Origin of the sequence: Citrobacter sp. RHB35-C21, from assembly GCF_013816515.1 — a bacterium.
GTDB lineage: Bacteria > Pseudomonadota > Gammaproteobacteria > Enterobacterales > Enterobacteriaceae > Citrobacter > Citrobacter braakii.
Genome location: NZ_CP057147.1, coordinates 1862280 through 1879293 on the forward strand (window position 1 = coordinate 1862280; position 17014 = coordinate 1879293).

Here is a 17014-nt window from a genome sequence, read left to right on the forward strand (position 1 = left end):
TTTGGGAGAGAGAAAATGACGCAATACGTATTCGAACCACAAGCGCCTGTTACCGTTCCGGTCGTTGGCAGTAATGAACAGTTTCCCGTGCGTCGCGTTTACTGCGTGGGCCGCAACTATGCCGCTCATGCGCGTGAAATGGGTTTTGATCCGGATCGCGAACCGCCGTTCTTCTTCTGTAAACCTGCCGATGCGGTGGTTCCGGTGGCGGCCGGTCAAACCCTCGAGCTGCCATACCCGTCGCAGACCGATAACTATCACTATGAGATAGAGCTGGTGGTGGCGATCGGTAAAAAGGGCAGCGATATACCGCTGGAAAAAGCGCACGAATATATCTGGGGCTATGCCACTGGTCTGGATATGACCCGCCGCGACAGGCAGATGGAGATGCGCCAGATGGGGCGTCCGTGGGAAATCGGCAAAGCATTTGATCTCTCAGCCCCCATCGCGCCGCTGCATAAAGCCAGCGAAAGTGCGGATGTTAACAACGCGCCTATCTGGTTGCAGGTCAACGGCGACGATCATCAGCGTAGCGATATTCGCCACCTCATCTGGTCCGTTAATGAAACGATTAGCTATCTGTCCGGCTTTTTCGAACTACAGCCGGGTGATTTGATCTACACAGGCACGCCAGAGGGCGTGGGCGCAGTGGTGAAAGGAGATGTGATCACCGGCAATGTAGACGGTTTAACCCCCATCGCTGTGAAGATTGTCTGAGGTGGATGATGAAGCTGTACAGTTTCTTTAACAGCTCCGCGTCATATCGCGTACGCATTGCGCTGGCGCTGAAGGGGCTTGATTACCAGACGGTGGGTGTCAACATTCGCATCGGTCAGCAGAACGAGCTGGCCTACCGGCGGATGAACCCGGTAGGGCTTGTACCGACGCTGGTCACTGATGAGGGAGAATCACTCGGGCAGTCGCTGGCGATAACCGACTGGCTGGATGGTCACTTTCCTCAGTCGCCGCTGCTGCCAGCCGACTTCCCGACGCGCAGCCGGGTGCTGGAAATTGTTTATGCCATCGCTTGTGATATCCATCCCGTGAATAACATGCGGGTACTGCGCTACCTGAGCGAAGAGCTAAAGGTCAGTGAAGAGGATAAAAAACGCTGGTATGCGCACTGGATCCAGCAAGGGTTAAACGCGGTTGAACAGATGCTGCGCCAGAGTCACTCGGGGACGTTCTGCGTGGGGAATGCGCCGACGCTGGCGGATTGCTGTCTGATCCCGCAGTGGGCGAACGCGTTACGTATGGGCTGCGATCTGAGCGGGTATCCGCGCTGTAAGGCGGTATATGATGCCTGTACCCAGCTTCCGGCGTTTATCGCCGCCGCGCCCGAGAATCAACAAGACAAAATTCCAGCCTGATAAGGAGAACGACAATGGCTAAAGTGACTCGCGCAATTATCGTGGGTGGCGGGATTGGCGGCGCGGCGACCGCGCTATCGCTGGCCCGTCAAGGCATTAAAGTGATGTTGCTGGAGAAAGCGCACGAGATTGGTGAGATTGGTGCGGGTATTCAGCTCGGGCCGAACGCGTTTTCTGCTCTGGACAGCCTTGGCGTGGGTGACGTCGCTCGCAAGCGCGCCGTTTTTACCGATCACATCACCATGATGGATGCGGTAAACGCGAAAGAGGTTGTACATATTGAAACCGGGCAGGCGTTCCGCGATCACTTTGGCGGTCCTTATGCGGTTATCCATCGGGTTGATATTCATGCTTCTGTCTGGGAAGCGGCACTGGTTCATCCCAACGTTGAGTATCGCACTTCAACTAACGTGGTTGATATTCGCCAGACAGAAGATGATGTGACGGTCTTTGATGAGCACGGTAACAACTGGACAGCGGATATTTTGGTGGGCTGTGACGGTGTGAAGTCGGTTGTGCGTCAGTCTCTGATTGGCGATGCGCCACGCGTTACCGGGCACGTGGTCTATCGCGCGGTGATTGATTGCGATGATATGCCGGACGATTTGCGCATTAACGCGCCGGTGCTGTGGGCCGGACCGCACTGCCACCTGGTGCACTATCCACTGCGCGGCGGCAAGCAGTATAACCTGGTGGTGACCTTCCACAGTCGTCAGCAGGAGGAGTGGGGGGTAAAGGATGGCAGTAAAGAGGAAGTGCTCTCCTATTTTGCCGGTATTCATGCGCGTCCGCGTCAGATGCTGGATAAGCCGACCTCATGGCGTCGTTGGTCCACCGCTGACCGCGAACCGGTAGAGAAATGGGGGACCGACCGCATTACGCTGGTGGGTGATGCTGCGCATCCGGTGGCACAATATATGGCGCAGGGCGCCTGTATGGCGCTTGAAGATGCCGTTACTCTCGGTAAGGCGTTACAGCAGTGTGACGGCGATGCGGCTGATGCCTTTGCCTTGTATGAGTCGGTGCGTATTCCGCGTACTGCGCGCATCGTCTGGTCGACGCGCGAAATGGGACGTGTGTACCACGCTGCGGGCGTCGAGCGCCAGGTGCGTAATCTGCTGTGGAAAGGCAAATCTCAGGCGGAATTTTATCGTGGTATGGAATGGCTGTACGGCTGGAAAGAAGATAACTGCCTGTTGCCGCGCTGAGCCTCTTTAATCTCCCGAACGGAGGCGCTACCATAGCGCCTCTTTTTTTGCGGGTGACGATATGCGTGTTTTACTGGCGCCGATGGAAGGCGTGCTCGACTCACTGGTGCGCGAGCTGCTGACTGAAGTGAATGATTACGATCTGTGCATCACCGAGTTTGTGCGCGTGGTGGATCAGCTCCTGCCGGCAAAAGTATTCCATCGGCTCTGCCCGGAACTGCATAACAATAGCCGGACGCCATCCGGCACGCGGGTGCGCATACAGTTGCTGGGGCAGTATCCGCAGTGGCTGGCGGAGAACGCGGCGCGCGCGGTAGAACTGGGCTCGTTTGGTGTCGATCTGAACTGTGGCTGCCCGTCGAAGCTGGTCAACGGCAGCGGCGGTGGCGCAACGTTATTAAAAGATCCTGAACTCATCTACCGGGGCGCAAAAGCCATGCGCGAGGCAGTTCCGGATCATCTCCCCGTGACGGTGAAAGTGCGTCTGGGCTGGGACAACAGCGACAGGCAGTTTGAAATTGCTGATGCCGTTCAGCAGGCGGGCGCCAGCGAGCTGGCGGTGCATGGCCGAACCAAGGAACAGGGCTATAAGGCCGAGCATATCAACTGGCAGGCGATCGGTGAGATCCGCCAGCGGCTTACCATTCCGGTTATCGCGAATGGCGAAATCTGGGACTGGCAAAGCGCCCAGGATTGTATGGCTATCAGCGGATGCGATGCGGTGATGATTGGCCGTGGGGCATTAAATATTCCGAACCTGAGCCGTGTGGTGAAATACAACGAGCCACGTATGCCGTGGCCTGATGTCGTGATGCTATTGCAAAAATATACCCGTCTTGAAAAGCAGGGTGATACCGGGCTGTATCACGTGGCGCGGATTAAACAATGGTTAGGGTATTTGCGTAAAGAATACTCAGAAGCAACCGCGCTGTTTCAGGAAATCCGCGCATTAAACAATTCACCGGATATCGCGCGCGCGATTCAGGCCATTGATATCGCTAAATTGCATTAACACATTAATCGGCCACCGGAGTGGCCTTTGTTTCAAAAAATCATCTTAAACACGCCAGTCACCACCAATAACCCAATCAGAAAAATAACTAAAATAATCCACAGTAAGATTTTCATCAGCGTTCCTTTTTTGGTGAGTTCAGGTTAAGTATAGGAAAGCCTCTGAAAATCTTCCTGTAATGACCTTACTCCGGTTTACGTGCGCTGAGCAGAAACACCATTGGCCGCTCTTTTTCTTCATCCAGCGCCGGGTTTTCAGCAATCTGTTCAGCGGACGGTCCCCATTCATCGACACAAACGATTTCGAATCCGGCGGCTATCAGCGCATTAATCCAGGTCGCCAGCTTACGGTGCTGTTTTTTGACACCCTCCGCGAACCAGTTACTGATGCGTGTGCCTTCCTGCTGATAATGATTGACCGGCCAGGACTGTTGCCCGGTTTTATCTTTTATCCAACCCTGGTTAAGCGGTGCAGTATAAATGGGATGCTCGGCAGAGAATACCAACATGCCTCCCGGTGTTAACGACTGGTAAATCGTTACGAATAATCGCGCGATATCGCGCAAATAGTGCAGGGCAAGTGAGCTATAAACCAGGTCAAAGGAATTTGGCGACAGGGAAAGCGTTTCGAGATCTTCACGGCGATAAACGATGCCATTACCCTGCGTCATGCTGTGCGCCTGGGTTAACATCTTTTGTGAAATATCCAGTCCCACTACGCTGGCCGCCTGGTTATCGCGCGCGTAGCGGCAAAACCAGCCATATCCGCAACCCAAATCGAGGATATTTTTTCCCTGCAGAGCGGGGAGCATCGCTTGTATTGTCGGCCATTCTGGCGCACCGTCGAGCCCTTTTACTGAACGGTCCAGCGTGGCATATCCGGCAAAGAACTCGGGATCGTCATAGATATTCTGTGACATAATGTCTCCATCCATAAATTATTAAAATTAATTAATCTAAATTATTTGTTTGGTGTATATTTTTCCGATTATATATTTTTATTGCCAAAGGTGTATTGCCACGCGTAACTAAAAAAGGAAACGCGACAAGTCGTAATCTCAGCACATCTTTTCTTACCTGTGTCTCTCCATGAATCGTAATTCTGCTTTTGTCACGACGGCATTGTTGCCGCTTTTTATTTTGATGTCAGGTTGCGCGCCGATGCATGATGACCGCCAGTCTCTGTCACAGCAGACCCCCGCTGCGAATGTCGATACCACATTGCCTGCGGCGTTAAAAAATGGCTGGCCGGACAGCCAATGGTGGAAGGCATACCATGACCCCCAGCTTAATGCGCTGATTGACAGCACGTTACGAAACTCCCCTGATATGCAGGTCGCGGAACAGCGCATTCAACTGGCGGAGGCGCAGGCTAAGGCTGTGGAGGCGCAGGATGGCCCGGAGATCGATTTCTCAGCAGATGTGGAGCGTCAGAGAATGTCAGCCGAAGGGCTGATGGGTCCGTTTGCCATTACCGATCCGGCCGCCGGGACGACCGGGCCGTGGTACACCAACGGCACCTTGGGTTTAACTGCTGGCTGGAATCTGGATCTGTGGGGTAAAAATCGGGCCGAAGTGACGGCACGTATTGGGGCCGTTAAGGCGCGTGAAGCCGAGCGCGAGCAAACGCGACAGGTGCTGGCGAGCGGTGTGGCTCGTCTATACTGGGAATGGCAAACGCAGGCCGGGCTGAAAACCGTGTTGACGCAAATCGAAACCGAGCAGCAGAACGTCATTAACGTTGATCGTCAACTGTATCAAAATGGTCTTACTTCTTCGGTGGAAGGCGTTGAAACCGACATCGATTCCAGCAAAACAGAGCAGCAGCTGAACGATGTCAGCGGTAAAATGAAGGTGATTGAAGCGCGGTTGAGCGCGCTGACCAACTCGCAGTCCACAGCCCTGAAACTCCATTCGACCCCGCTGCCCGCGGTGGAAAGCCAGCTCCCGTCCCAGCTAGGTTATTCGCTGCTGGCCCGCCGACCGGATTTGCAGGCGGCGCACTGGTACATTGAGTCATCGCTGAGCAGCATTGATGCGGCGAAAGCGGCGTTTTATCCCGATGTAAATCTGATGGCATTTTTACAACAGGATGCGTTACATCTGAGCGACTTGTTTCGCCATTCCGCGCAGCAAATGGGCGTAACGGCCGGGCTGACGCTACCTATCTTTGATAGCGGCAGGCTGAACGCGAATCTCGACATTACTCAAGCGCAAAGCAACCTGACGGTGGCGAATTACAACAAAGCCGTGGTGGATGCGGTGAATGACGTGGCGCGTGCAGCATCGCAGGTAGAAACCCTGGCGCAGAAGAATCAGCATCAGCAGCAGATTGAGCATGATGCACTGCGCGTAGTGGGTCTGGCGCAGGCGCGCTTCAATGCCGGAATTATTGCGGGCTCCCGGGTCAGTGAGGCAAAGATCCCGGCATTACGTGAACGGTGCAACGCTCTGCTTTTACAAGGACAATGGCTGGATGCCTCAATCCAGTTGAACCGTGCGCTGGGGGGCGGCTACCACGCTTCGTAACGCACCCGCCCGGTAGACATCGCGCTACCGGGCTGTACTTTTGCTGCTGCGTTTTTTTAACCACCACCGAACGCCTGGCACCAGCACAATCACCAGAGCCAGCCATATCCAGTGCTTAATATGCTGGTCGAGATTGTGTAGCCACGGCGCAATGACTTCTCCCCCCACGTAACCCAGAGTGGTAAATATCAGCGCCCACGCCAGCGCCCCCAGGATATTCAACGGCAGGAAAATTTTAGGCGGCAAATGGCTTGCGCCAATCAGCAACGGGCCGATCACGCGAAAACCATACATAAAACGGGTGCCAATCACGAACAGATAAGGACGGCGCTGGATCATTTTCTGCGCCCGGCGGATTTTGTCGCGATGTTTTGAGAAACGACGCAAAATTTTTCCACCGTAACGACGCCCAAGCAGATACAGCAATTGATCGCCAATCATCCCGCCCAGGGCCACAGAGATAACCACCAGAGGAAATTTAAGTAATCCCTGATGTGCCGCCACGCCGCCCAGCAGGGTAATGGTTTCACCTTCGGCCAAACTGCCAATGACCAATGCGGCGTAACCGTAATGTGCAATAAGACTGTTTATATCCATATGTCTGGATGACCTCCCGACGTTAAGCATACACCCTGTGAATCATCGTGGGGTTTAAAAGCGCTGAATTAGCGGTTCGTCATTTTTGTTGTTGTACAAAAATTAATCCAAAGCTGAATTATACTTGAACTGTTGAGGTCCGGAGCTGACAAGAAGGGGGCGGTATGAACCATGTCTGGGGGCTGTTTTCCCATCCCGATCGTGAAATGCATGTGATCAACAGCGAAAACGAAAGCGTTTCGCATCACTATACCCACCATGTACTGCTGATGGCGGCAATCCCGGTTGTTTGTGCGTTCATCGGTACCACACAAATCGGCTGGGATTTTGGCGATGGCAATATCCTTAAATTATCCCTGTTGACTGGATTTGCAATGGCGATTCTGTTTTACGGGGTGATGCTGGCGGGCGTTGCCGTCATGGGCCGGGTTATCTGGTGGATGGCGCGTAACTACCCGCAGCGTCCGTCGCTGGCGCATTGTATGGTCTTTGCCGGATATGTCGCGACGCCGCTGTTTTTAAGCGGGCTGGTCGCACTTTATCCGCTGGTCTGGCTGTGCGCATTAGTCGGGACTCTCGCGCTGTTTTACACCGGTTATTTACTTTATCTCGGTATTCCGACGTTCCTGAATATCACTCGTGAGGAAGGGTTGAGTTTTTCCAGTTCGACGCTGGCGATCGGTGTGCTGGTACTGGAAGTTCTGCTGGCTATTACGGTAATCCTGTGGGGTTACGGCTATCGGTTATTCTGACGGATAAACCTGTCTACGCTGCGTTGTTGACGTAAAAGTCAGCAACGCAGCATTTCGAGACGATTCTCCTGTGGCAGCAAACCTGCCGGATCGCTATGATGCCTGAGCTAGCTTGAGATAATACTTAATCTCTGGCGGTGTGCGTTGTGACGTGCGTGAACCATTATCAGAAATCTCATCATGCTGAAATTCCGAGTTTCATTATTAAGCCTTGCCCTGGTGCTGGCCGTTCCTTTTGCACCCCAAGCCGTGGCGAAAACGGCAACTACCGCAGCGGCTTCTCAACCTGAGATAGCGTCCGGTAGCGCGATGATCGTTGATCTGAATACCAACAAAGTTATCTATTCGAACCACCCGGACCTTGTGCGTCCGATTGCGTCGATTACCAAATTAATGACGGCGATGGTGGTGCTTGATGCACGACTGCCGCTGAATGAAAAGCTGAAAGTCGATATTAGCCAGACGCCGGAGATGAAAGGCATTTACTCTCGCGTACGACTGAACAGCGAAATCAGCCGTAAAGACATGTTACTGTTGGCGCTGATGTCATCAGAAAACCGCGCGGCGGCGAGCCTGGCGCATCATTACCCGGGCGGATACAACGCGTTTATCAAAGCCATGAATGCCAAAGCGAAAGCGCTCGGCATGACTCAGACACGCTTTGTGGAACCCACTGGCTTGTCGATTCACAATGTCTCGACCGCCCGTGACTTAACCAAGCTGCTGATCGCCAGCAAACAGTATCCGCTGATCGGCCAGTTAAGTACTACGCGTGAAGATATGGCGACGTTTGCCAACCCTGCGTATACGCTGCCGTTTCGTAACACCAACCATCTGGTATACCGCGATAACTGGAATATTCAGTTAACGAAAACCGGGTTTACCAATGCGGCAGGCCACTGTCTGGTGATGCGCACGGTGATTAACAACAAACCGGTGGCGCTGGTGGTGATGGATGCCTTTGGCAAATATACTCACTTTGCCGATGCCAGCCGTTTACGTACCTGGATTGAAACGGGCAAGGTGATGCCGGTTCCGGCGGCGGCGCTGAGCTATAAAAAGCAAAAAGCTGCGCAGATGGCGGCGGCAGGTTCGGCGAAGGGCGAGCAAACCGCACAGAACGATTAAATAAGATGTCTTATCCGGCCTACGCATAGCGAATGTAGCAGTAGGCCGGGCAAGCGAAGCGCCCCGGCAACATGCCCGGTAGCGCTTATCTTTTTCAGGTTTACGATTCTTTCCAGAACTTCTGCTTACTCGTTTTCCCAATACCCGGATTCATACTGTTGGTGGGGTCATTCTCACGGTAAAAACGGGTCAAGGTTTCCGGCGCCTGATACAGATGCCCGACGTTATGCTCTGCCGGATACTGCGCCCCACGCTCGCGCAGGAGTTCCAGCATCTGCTCTTTGAGCGCATGCGCATCCACGCCTTTTTTCACGATGTAATCCTGATGGAAAACGTAACACATAAAGTGACCGTAATAGAGTTTGTGCACCAGTTGACTGTCGATCTCTGGAGGCAGATGCTCGTACCATTCGGTGTCGTTACGGCGCAGCGCGATATCCAGCGCCAGAATATCTTCCACCTCATCCGCATGCACGGCCTGATAACGAATAGCCGCGCCAGCCGCCGCAAAGCGATGCAAGAACGCCTTGCTGCCTTCTTCCGCCGTACAGGCAAAGAAGTCGCCTTCAGCGGTTTTGAAATACTCGCTTAGCCAGTTTTGGGCTTCAGCCACGCCGCCACCGGCCATTTTTAACAGCAGGTGATGCTCGTATTTATCGCGCCAGCTTTTCATGCGCGCCGGTAAGTGGCTGGGGAACAAATGACCAAATTTCTGCATTGCCCGGTCGGTGAAGTGAGGACGGAAAATTTTCACTTTTTCCAGCATCGCATCGGTGCGGCCTTTCAGGGTGAAGAAGAACGGCATTTTGTCGGTGCCGAGCTTGTCGATCATCAGAAACGTATCTTTGCCGTATTGCTCAGCGATATCGTAAATATCGCGGTGCATATATTCACCGGCGACCGGCAGATGCTCGAATTTTGCCAGAATATGACGGCGGATCTCCGTCAGCACCTCTGGCTGGTTGGTGCCGATGTAAAAGACCTGCTGGTTTTTTTCGGCTTCGAAGGTGTCCAGACGCACGGCAAAGACCGCGAGCTTGCCTGCACAACCGGACGATTCAAACAAGCGATCCGGGTCGGCGTTATAGCGTGCGGGCGTGTCCGCGTCGATATCTCTGACGCGGGTAACGTAGTCATGATCGTGCGCGTGACGTCCGTCGTGGCGAACATCGTCATCTCTAATACGCTCGTCATCCAGTTTGCTCAGGATCTGCTCCGGGGTCTGGCCCAGTTCGATACCCAGATGGTTAACCAGTTGTAATTTTCCCTGTTCGTCAATACGCGCAAACAGCGACATCTCCGTGTATGCCGGGCCGCGCTGTACCAGCGAGCCGCCGGAGTTGTTGCAAATGCCACCGATAACCGAAGCGCCGATACAGGAAGATCCGATTACCGAATGCGGTTCACGGCCAAACGGTTTGAGCGCTTTTTCCAGCGAATAGAGCGTGGTTCCTGGATAGGCCAGCACCTGTTCACCTTTGCCGATGACGTGCAGCTTATCAAGACGCAGGGTGCTGATAATGACAATCTCGCGGTCATAATCATTACCGCTCGGCGTAGACCCTTCGGTCAGGCCGGTGTTAGCGGCCTGCATCAGGATAATTTTATCCGCGGCGACGCAGGCGCTCAAAACGCGCCACAGTTCTAAAAGCGACCCGGGGAACACGACGGCAAGCGCATCGCCCTGGCCGGAGCGGAATCCCTTGCGATAGCGGGCGGTTTTAGCAGGTTCTGTCAGCAGGTGTGAATGACCTACCAGACGGGTCAGTTCATTCAGGAAAGCTTTATTATCTGTTGTAATGGAAGACATTCTCCACTCCTTGTGGTGGGACTCAATATCAGGAACAAGCATAGCGCTTTGTATGACAATACGCTTTCTCATTCATATTGTCTCTGGTTCGTCTTTTACTGATTCGCGCTGGTTTCGAAAATTAGGAGAATAACCTTAGCTTTCTTTATCGCTCCCGTTTAGTCTTACGGCAAACTGCGGTTTTTGTTATATTTTCGCTGCCTCGTCGGGAAAAAATAAAGAGAGAATCAACATGAAATGGCTATGTTCTGTAGGTGTCGCGGTGAGTCTGGCATTACAACCAGCGTTGGCGGACACTCTGTTTGGTAACCATCCACTGACGCCAGAAGCGCGGGATGCCTTCGTTACCGATTTACTCAAGCAGATGACCGTGGATGAGAAGATTGGGCAACTGCGTTTGATAAGCGTCGGGCCTGATAACCCGAAAGAAGCCATCCGCGAGATGATCAAAGACGGGCAGGTTGGGGCAATTTTTAACACCGTCACGCGCCAGGATATCCGCAAAATGCAGGATCAGGTGATGGATCTCAGCCGCCTGAAAATCCCTCTCTTTTTTGCCTACGACGTATTGCACGGTCAGCGTACCGTATTCCCGATAAGTCTCGGTCTGGCATCCTCCTTTAATCTCGATGCGGTCAGAACCGTTGGTCGAGTGTCTGCGTATGAGGCCGCCGATGATGGTCTGAATATGACCTGGGCGCCGATGGTCGATGTCTCGCGCGATCCGCGCTGGGGCCGCGCCTCGGAAGGGTTTGGCGAAGATACGTATTTGACCGCCACGATGGGCAAAACCATGGTGGAAGCGATGCAGGGTAAAAGCCCGGCCGATCGCTATTCGGTGATGACCAGCGTCAAGCACTATGCCGCCTATGGCGCGGTTGAAGGCGGCAAGGAATACAACACCGTCGATATGAGCCCGCAGCGTTTGTTCAACGACTATATGCCACCGTACAAAGCCGGACTGGACGCCGGTAGCGGTGCGGTGATGGTGGGGCTTAATTCGCTGAACGGCACGCCGGCGACTTCGGATGCATGGCTGTTAAAAGACGTGCTGCGCGATGAGTGGGGCTTTAAGGGCATTACTGTTTCCGATCACGGCGCGATTAAGGAACTGATTAAGCACGGCACTGCCGCCGATCCTGAAGATGCGGTGCGTGTGGCGATCAAGTCCGGCATCAACATGAGCATGAGCGATGAGTATTACAGCAAATACCTGCCGGGGTTGATTAAGTCAGGTAAGGTGACGATGGCGGAGCTGGACGACGCTGCGCGTCATGTGCTGAACGTGAAATATGATATGGGGCTGTTTAACGATCCGTACAGCCATCTGGGGGCCAAAGAATCTGACCCGCAGGACACCAACGCGGAAAGCCGTTTGCACCGTAAAGAGGCGCGTGAAGTGGCGCGTGAAAGCCTGGTGCTGCTGAAAAACCGTCTGGAAACATTGCCGCTGAAAAAATCCGCCACCGTAGCGGTTGTCGGTCCGCTGGCCGACAGCAAGCGTGATGTGATGGGCAGTTGGTCTGCTGCCGGGGTTGCCGATCAGTCGGTAACGGTGCTGACGGGGATTAAAAATGCCATCGGCGAGCAGGGCAAAGTGGTATACGCCAAAGGGGCGAACATCACCAACGACAAAGGCATTGTCGACTTCCTCAACCAGTATGAAGAGGCGGTGAAGGTTGACCCGCGTTCACCGCAGGCGATGATTGATGAAGCCGTTAACGCCGCGAAGCAGTCTGACGTAGTCGTCGCGGTAGTTGGTGAAGCGCAGGGAATGGCGCATGAAGCCTCCAGCCGCACCGATATCACCATTCCGCAGAGTCAGCGTGACCTGATTACCGCGCTGAAAGCCACGGGCAAACCGCTGGTTCTGGTACTGATGAACGGTCGTCCGCTGGCGCTGGTTAAGGAAGATCAACAGGCCGATGCGATCCTCGAAACCTGGTTTGCCGGGACGGAAGGCGGTAACGCCATCGCCGATGTGCTGTTTGGCGATTACAACCCGTCAGGCAAGTTGCCGATGTCTTTCCCGCGCTCTGTCGGACAGATCCCGGTCTATTACAGCCATCTCAATACCGGTCGCCCGTATAATGCCGATAAGCCGAATAAGTACACGTCGCGCTACTTTGACGAAGCGAACGGTCCGTTGTATCCCTTTGGCTATGGCCTGAGCTACACCACATTCACGGTTTCTGATGTGAAACTCTCTTCTCCGACGATGAAGCGTGACGGGACCGTGACGGCCAGCGTGCAGGTGACCAATACCGGCAAACGCGAAGGTGCGACGGTGATTCAGATGTATTTGCAGGATGTTACCGCTTCAATGAGTCGTCCGGTAAAACAGCTGAAAGGTTTTGAGAAGGTGAATCTTAAACCGGGTGAAACCCAAACCGTTAGCTTCCCAATTGATGTTGAAGCGCTGAAATTCTGGAACCAGCGTATGCAATACGATGCCGAACCGGGCAAGTTCAACGTCTTTATCGGCGTGGATTCCGCCAGAGTGAAGCAGGGCGAATTTGAACTGCTGTAATTGATATCATGCCTGGTAGCGTGACGCTTATCAGGCCTGCGAAATCGTACCATCCGGTAAACTCACTTTGGGTTTGCCGGATTTTTTTATTGTATTATCGCCTTACCGCGAGTAACTCTCAGTGTTACTACCCAATTGCCAGGTTAAGGCTTGATTTTTCGACTATGCTTTTTCCTCAAGTCTCTGAAAAGGGCCGTAAAAGAATGAGGAGTGCAGCATGATAATTTCAAAAGTTTGGGTGGGTTCGCTGGCGTTGTTAGCCGCGATCAGCTTGCCCTTACAGGCCGCGTCACCCGTCACGGTCGGTTCAAAAATAGATACCGAAGGGGCGCTGCTCGGCAACATTATTTTGCAGGTGCTCGAAAGTCACGGCGTGAAAACCGTTAATAAAGTACAACTGGGTACCACTCCGGTGGTGCGTGGGGCAATCACCTCTGGTGAACTGGATATTTATCCGGAATATACCGGCAATGGCGCATTCTTTTTTAAAGATGAGAATGATCCTGCATGGAAAAATGCGCAGGCCGGTTATGACAAAGTGAAAAAGCTGGACGCAGAGCAAAATAAGCTGATCTGGCTAACGCCTGCGCCCGCCAACAACACCTGGACCATTGCGGTTCGCCAGGATGTCGCGCAAAAGAATAAGCTTGAGTCCCTTGCCGATTTAGGCCGTTACCTGAAAGACGGGGGGACGTTCAAACTTGCCGCCTCTGCGGAATTTATCGAACGGGCTGACGCGCTGCCTGCCTTTGAAAAAGCCTATGATTTCAAACTGAATCAGAATCAGCTGTTGTCGCTGGCGGGGGGGGATACCGCGGTGACGATTAAAGCGGCGGCGCAGCAGACCTCTGGGGTTAATGCAGCGATGGCCTACGGTACCGACGGTCCCGTTGCGGCGCTCGGTCTGCAAACATTAAGCGATCCGCAAGGCGTACAGCCCATTTATGCGCCAGCGCCCGTTGTGCGTGAATCGGTGCTGCAGGACTACCCGCAAATGGCAGAATGGCTACAACCGGTATTTGCCAGCCTGGATGAAAAAACGCTGCAACGGCTGAATGCCAGTATCGCCGTGGAGGGGCTGGATGCGAAAAAAGTCGCAGCAGACTACCTGAAGCAAAAAGGATGGGTGAAGTAACGGAGTTTGCAGCAGGTGGGTGTTTTGTCGAATATTTTAGTAAATCGGGTGCTGTTGCTGCTGGTGTTTCTGACCATCGCGGCGGCAGCGCTTCCTTTCATCAGCTATGCTCCCAATCGCCTGGTTTCCGGTGAAGGGCGTCAACTCTGGGATATCCAACCCGACATGGCATGGGGATTAGCGGCGGCCTGCGTGTTGCTGTTTCTTCTGTGCTTTGTACCGGGAAAATCCGGCAATATATTGACGCTTATCGTTAGCCAACTGTTGGTGATTGCGGCGCTGGTCATCGCCGGCACAACGGCAACGTATCTGGCTCAGACGGGTAGCCCGCTGGCCAGAACCAGCCTGGGCAGCGGGTTCTGGTTAGGGCTGGGACTGATGCTGCTGGCAGCCAGTGACGCCATTCGTCGCATCACCGAACGGGCGTCGTGGCGTTGGTTATTGCACGCACAAATATTCATTTTGCCGCTGGTGTTACTGCTCTCCGGTACGTTTAACGATCTTTCTCTGCTTAAAGAATATGCCAACCGCCAGGATGTCTTTAACGACGCCCTGGCGCAGCATCTGACGATTCTGTTCGCTACCGTAGTGCCCGCGCTGCTCATTGGCGTGCCGCTGGGCGTCTGGTGTACTTTTTCTGTCTCCCGTCAGGGGCCGGTATTCGCGGTACTGAACATCATCCAGACTATTCCCTCCGTCGCGCTGTTTGGCCTGTTAATTGCGCCGCTTGCCGGACTGGTGAAGCACTTTCCCTTGCTGGGTTCGCTTGGCGTAGCGGGAACCGGTCTGACGCCTGCGCTTATTGCGTTGGTGCTGTATGCGCTCTTACCGCTGGTTCGCGGCGTAGTGGCTGGATTGAATCAGGTTCCACGCGATGTACTTGAAAGCGCCCGGGCGATGGGGATGAGCGCGCGTCAGCGGTTTATCTCGGTGCAGTTTCCACTGGCGCTGCCGGTCTTCTTGCGCAGTTTGCGAGTGGTGATGGTCCAGACGGTGGGAATGGCGGTGATAGCCGCGCTGATTGGTGCAGGGGGATTTGGCGCGCTGGTCTTTCAGGGATTGCTCAGTAGCGCCGTTGATTTAGTGCTGTTGGGCGTGATCCCGGTCGTTGTGCTGGCTGTGTTGATTGATGCGCTGTTTGATTTAGGGATCGCGCTGCTAAAGGTATCGAATAATGATTGAATTTCGCCATGTCAGTAAAACCTATGGCCAACAAAAAGCTGTCGACGACCTTAACCTGCAGTTAGGAGAGGGCAGCTTTTCGGTATTAATTGGCACGTCAGGTTCGGGCAAGTCTACCACGCTAAAGATGATCAACCGGCTGGTTGAACATGACAGCGGGCAGATCCGTTTTGCCGGGGAGGAGATCCGCAGCCTGCCAGTGCTGGAGTTACGACGGCGCATGGGGTACGCGATTCAGTCTATTGGTTTGTTTCCCCACTGGACCGTCGCGCAGAATATTGCCACCGTACCGCAGCTGCAAAAGTGGTCACGTTCACGTATTGATGACCGAACAGATGAACTAATGGCGCTGCTGGGCCTTGAGGCGAGTTTGCGCCACCGTTATCCGCATCAGCTTTCCGGTGGACAACAGCAGCGGGTTGGAGTTGCGCGTGCGTTGGCCGCAGATCCGCAGGTGCTACTGATGGATGAGCCTTTTGGCGCGCTGGACCCGGTTACCCGCGGCGCGCTGCAGCAGGAGATGACGCGTATCCACCGTTTGTTGGGACGTACCATTGTGCTGGTGACACATGATATCGACGAGGCGTTGAGACTGGCGGAGCATCTGATTTTGATGGATGCGGGAAAAGTTGTGAAGCAAGGCACGCCGCTGTCGATGCTCACTGCGCCAGCGAATGATTTTGTGCAAACTTTTTTTGGCCGCAGTGAACTGGGCGTAAGGCTGTTGTCGCTGCGTACGGTAGGGGATTTTATCCGTCGCGGCGAACACTCAGACGGCGAGCCGCTGGTGGATGAGATGACGCTACGTGATGCATTGTCGGTGTTCGTGGCGCGTGGCTGCGATGTCTTGCCGGTCGTGACGCCTCAGGGGGTGCCCTGCGGGACGCTTCATTTTCGCGATTTGCTTTCGGAGACGCCGACCCGTGAAACGTCTTGCTGATCCATTGCTATGGCTTGTTGCGCTGTTTCTGATCCTGTTGGTGGGGTTGCCTCACAGTCAGGCCCTGTTTAGTTCGCTATTTCCGACGCTGCCGCGTCCCGTGTATCAGCAGGAAAGTTTTACGGCGCTGGCGTTGAGTCATTTTGCGTTGGTGGGGATTTCAAGCCTTATTGCCGTCATCATTGGCACCGGAGCGGGAATAGCGGTAACCCGGCCCTGGGGCGCGGAATTCAGGCCGATGGTGGAAACGATTGCCGCCGTGGGGCAGACATTTCCTCCGGTCGCCGTGCTGGCGATCGCCGTACCGGTGATGGGGTTTGGGCTTGAACCCGCGATTATCGCGCTGATTTTGTATGGCGTGCTACCTATCTTGCAGGCAACTCTGGCGGGACTCGGCGGAATTTCTCCCAGCGTGATGGATATCGCCAGCGGAATGGGCATGAGTCAGGGCCAGCGGCTGCGTAAAGTGGAGTTGCCGCTGGCGGCACCGGTTATTTTGGCGGGAATTCGCACGTCGGTGATTATTAATATCGGCACCGCTACGATAGCCTCAACTGTCGGGGCGAACACGCTGGGCACGCCGATTATCATCGGACTGAGCGGGTTCAATACCGCCTATGTGATTCAGGGGGCGCTGCTGGTCGCGCTGGCTGCGGTGATCGTTGACCGCGGATTTGAGCGATTAGCGAGCCACCTTACCCGGCACGTAAAATGAATGTGTAGCCTGCCAGCATGACGCCGCCGATACCGCCGATGGCCATCAGCAGGAAGAGGGTAATGACACCGATTTTAGCTGCGCTCATTATGCACTCCTTATGTGAA

Annotated in this window: 16 protein-coding genes; 12 read left to right on the forward strand and 4 right to left on the reverse strand. The window is 54.2% G+C overall.

Annotated features, from left to right (window positions below; all coding sequences use genetic code 11):
- The first annotated feature begins 15 nt into the window (after window positions 1-15).
- From HVZ39_RS08910 to dusC, 4 genes are all read left to right on the forward strand, one after another.
- Window positions 16-717: a fumarylacetoacetate hydrolase family protein gene (locus tag HVZ39_RS08910; protein ID WP_016153707.1), complete on the forward strand. Its 702-nt coding sequence runs from the start codon at window positions 16-18 to the stop codon at window positions 715-717.
- A gap of 8 nt (window positions 718-725) precedes the next feature.
- Window positions 726-1370 carry a maleylacetoacetate isomerase gene (gene maiA / locus HVZ39_RS08915; RefSeq protein WP_080858903.1) on the forward strand — a complete coding sequence of 215 codons (645 nt, stop codon included), beginning with the start codon at window positions 726-728 and terminating at the stop codon, window positions 1368-1370.
- A gap of 14 nt (window positions 1371-1384) precedes the next feature.
- A complete protein-coding gene (locus tag HVZ39_RS08920) occupies window positions 1385-2578 on the forward strand; it encodes a 3-hydroxybenzoate 6-monooxygenase (RefSeq protein ID WP_181633484.1) in 1194 nt (397 codons plus the stop codon).
- A 61-nt stretch (window positions 2579-2639) separates the two neighbouring features.
- Entirely contained in the window at window positions 2640-3590 is a 951-nt protein-coding gene (dusC, locus tag HVZ39_RS08925) for a tRNA dihydrouridine(16) synthase DusC (RefSeq protein ID WP_016153704.1), read from the forward strand.
- A 184-nt stretch (window positions 3591-3774) separates the two neighbouring features.
- Here the strand turns inward: dusC and HVZ39_RS08930 are convergent, their stop codons facing one another.
- Window positions 3775-4509, reverse strand: coding sequence for a class I SAM-dependent methyltransferase (locus HVZ39_RS08930; RefSeq protein ID WP_016153703.1), 735 nt, complete (start codon window positions 4507-4509; stop codon window positions 3775-3777).
- Window positions 4510-4678: 169 nt separating this feature from the next.
- Between HVZ39_RS08930 and mdtQ the strand changes: the two genes are divergently transcribed.
- Window positions 4679-6118, forward strand: a complete 1440-nt coding sequence (gene mdtQ, locus HVZ39_RS08935; protein WP_032931687.1) for a multidrug resistance outer membrane protein MdtQ — start codon at window positions 4679-4681, stop codon at window positions 6116-6118.
- 24 nt (window positions 6119-6142) lie between these two features.
- Here the strand turns inward: mdtQ and HVZ39_RS08940 are convergent, their stop codons facing one another.
- Complete coding sequence (locus HVZ39_RS08940) at window positions 6143-6715, reverse strand: DedA family protein (protein ID WP_016153701.1); 573 nt, start codon at window positions 6713-6715, stop codon at window positions 6143-6145.
- A gap of 164 nt (window positions 6716-6879) precedes the next feature.
- On the opposite strand from HVZ39_RS08940, the gene HVZ39_RS08945 reads away from it, so the two are divergent.
- Together HVZ39_RS08945 and pbpG are read left to right on the forward strand one after the other, a co-directional pair.
- A complete protein-coding gene (locus tag HVZ39_RS08945) occupies window positions 6880-7467 on the forward strand; it encodes a Yip1 family protein (protein ID WP_016153700.1) in 588 nt (195 codons plus the stop codon).
- 180 nt (window positions 7468-7647) lie between these two features.
- Window positions 7648-8595, forward strand: a complete 948-nt coding sequence (pbpG, locus tag HVZ39_RS08950) for a D-alanyl-D-alanine endopeptidase (protein WP_016153699.1) — start codon at window positions 7648-7650, stop codon at window positions 8593-8595.
- A gap of 100 nt (window positions 8596-8695) precedes the next feature.
- On the opposite strand, the gene dld is transcribed toward pbpG, so the two are convergent.
- Window positions 8696-10405: a D-lactate dehydrogenase gene (gene dld / locus HVZ39_RS08955; RefSeq protein ID WP_016153698.1), complete on the reverse strand. Its 1710-nt coding sequence runs from the start codon at window positions 10403-10405 to the stop codon at window positions 8696-8698.
- Window positions 10406-10637: 232 nt separating this feature from the next.
- Between dld and bglX the strand changes: the two genes are divergently transcribed.
- The 5 genes from bglX to HVZ39_RS08980 all read left to right on the forward strand — a co-directional run bounded on the left by bglX (window position 10638) and on the right by HVZ39_RS08980 (window position 16907).
- Window positions 10638-12935 (forward strand): beta-glucosidase BglX, encoded by a 2298-nt coding sequence (bglX, locus tag HVZ39_RS08960; protein ID WP_016153697.1) that lies wholly within the window; start codon window positions 10638-10640, stop codon window positions 12933-12935.
- A gap of 217 nt (window positions 12936-13152) precedes the next feature.
- Complete coding sequence (locus HVZ39_RS08965) at window positions 13153-14070, forward strand: ABC transporter substrate-binding protein (RefSeq protein ID WP_016153696.1); 918 nt, start codon at window positions 13153-13155, stop codon at window positions 14068-14070.
- A 15-nt stretch (window positions 14071-14085) separates the two neighbouring features.
- Window positions 14086-15252 carry an ABC transporter permease gene (locus HVZ39_RS08970; protein ID WP_275943475.1) on the forward strand — a complete coding sequence of 389 codons (1167 nt, stop codon included), beginning with the start codon at window positions 14086-14088 and terminating at the stop codon, window positions 15250-15252.
- Entirely contained in the window at window positions 15245-16192 is a 948-nt protein-coding gene (locus tag HVZ39_RS08975) for an ABC transporter ATP-binding protein (protein ID WP_103766537.1), read from the forward strand. Before HVZ39_RS08970 ends, HVZ39_RS08975 begins: the two co-directional genes overlap by 8 nt.
- Entirely contained in the window at window positions 16176-16907 is a 732-nt protein-coding gene (locus HVZ39_RS08980; RefSeq protein ID WP_065554088.1) for an ABC transporter permease, read from the forward strand. The genes HVZ39_RS08975 and HVZ39_RS08980 overlap by 17 nt, the downstream gene beginning before the upstream one ends.
- On the opposite strand, the gene HVZ39_RS08985 is transcribed toward HVZ39_RS08980, so the two are convergent.
- Window positions 16888-16995, reverse strand: coding sequence for a protein YohO (locus HVZ39_RS08985; RefSeq protein ID WP_003027354.1), 108 nt, complete (start codon window positions 16993-16995; stop codon window positions 16888-16890). The two genes, HVZ39_RS08980 and HVZ39_RS08985, sit on opposite strands and share 20 nt — an antisense overlap.
- Between the last annotated feature and the right edge of the window lie 19 nt (window positions 16996-17014).

Bases quoted from the DNA above. Each gene is read 5' to 3' on its own strand.
- HVZ39_RS08910 (WP_016153707.1), top strand. From the start codon at position 16: ATGACGCAATACGTATTCGAACCACAAGCGCCTGTTACCGTTCCGGTC.
- maiA (WP_080858903.1), top strand. From the start codon at position 726: ATGAAGCTGTACAGTTTCTTTAACAGCTCCGCGTCATATCGCGTACGC.
- HVZ39_RS08920 (WP_181633484.1), top strand. From the start codon at position 1,385: ATGGCTAAAGTGACTCGCGCAATTATCGTGGGTGGCGGGATTGGCGGC.
- dusC (WP_016153704.1), top strand. From the start codon at position 2,640: ATGCGTGTTTTACTGGCGCCGATGGAAGGCGTGCTCGACTCACTGGTG.
- HVZ39_RS08930 (WP_016153703.1), bottom strand. From the start codon at position 4,509: ATGTCACAGAATATCTATGACGATCCCGAGTTCTTTGCCGGATATGCC.
- mdtQ (WP_032931687.1), top strand. From the start codon at position 4,679: ATGAATCGTAATTCTGCTTTTGTCACGACGGCATTGTTGCCGCTTTTT.
- HVZ39_RS08940 (WP_016153701.1), bottom strand. From the start codon at position 6,715: ATGGATATAAACAGTCTTATTGCACATTACGGTTACGCCGCATTGGTC.
- HVZ39_RS08945 (WP_016153700.1), top strand. From the start codon at position 6,880: ATGAACCATGTCTGGGGGCTGTTTTCCCATCCCGATCGTGAAATGCAT.
- pbpG (WP_016153699.1), top strand. From the start codon at position 7,648: ATGCTGAAATTCCGAGTTTCATTATTAAGCCTTGCCCTGGTGCTGGCC.
- dld (WP_016153698.1), bottom strand. From the start codon at position 10,405: ATGTCTTCCATTACAACAGATAATAAAGCTTTCCTGAATGAACTGACC.
- bglX (WP_016153697.1), top strand. From the start codon at position 10,638: ATGAAATGGCTATGTTCTGTAGGTGTCGCGGTGAGTCTGGCATTACAA.
- HVZ39_RS08965 (WP_016153696.1), top strand. From the start codon at position 13,153: ATGATAATTTCAAAAGTTTGGGTGGGTTCGCTGGCGTTGTTAGCCGCG.
- HVZ39_RS08975 (WP_103766537.1), top strand. From the start codon at position 15,245: ATGATTGAATTTCGCCATGTCAGTAAAACCTATGGCCAACAAAAAGCT.
- HVZ39_RS08985 (WP_003027354.1), bottom strand. From the start codon at position 16,995: ATGAGCGCAGCTAAAATCGGTGTCATTACCCTCTTCCTGCTGATGGCC.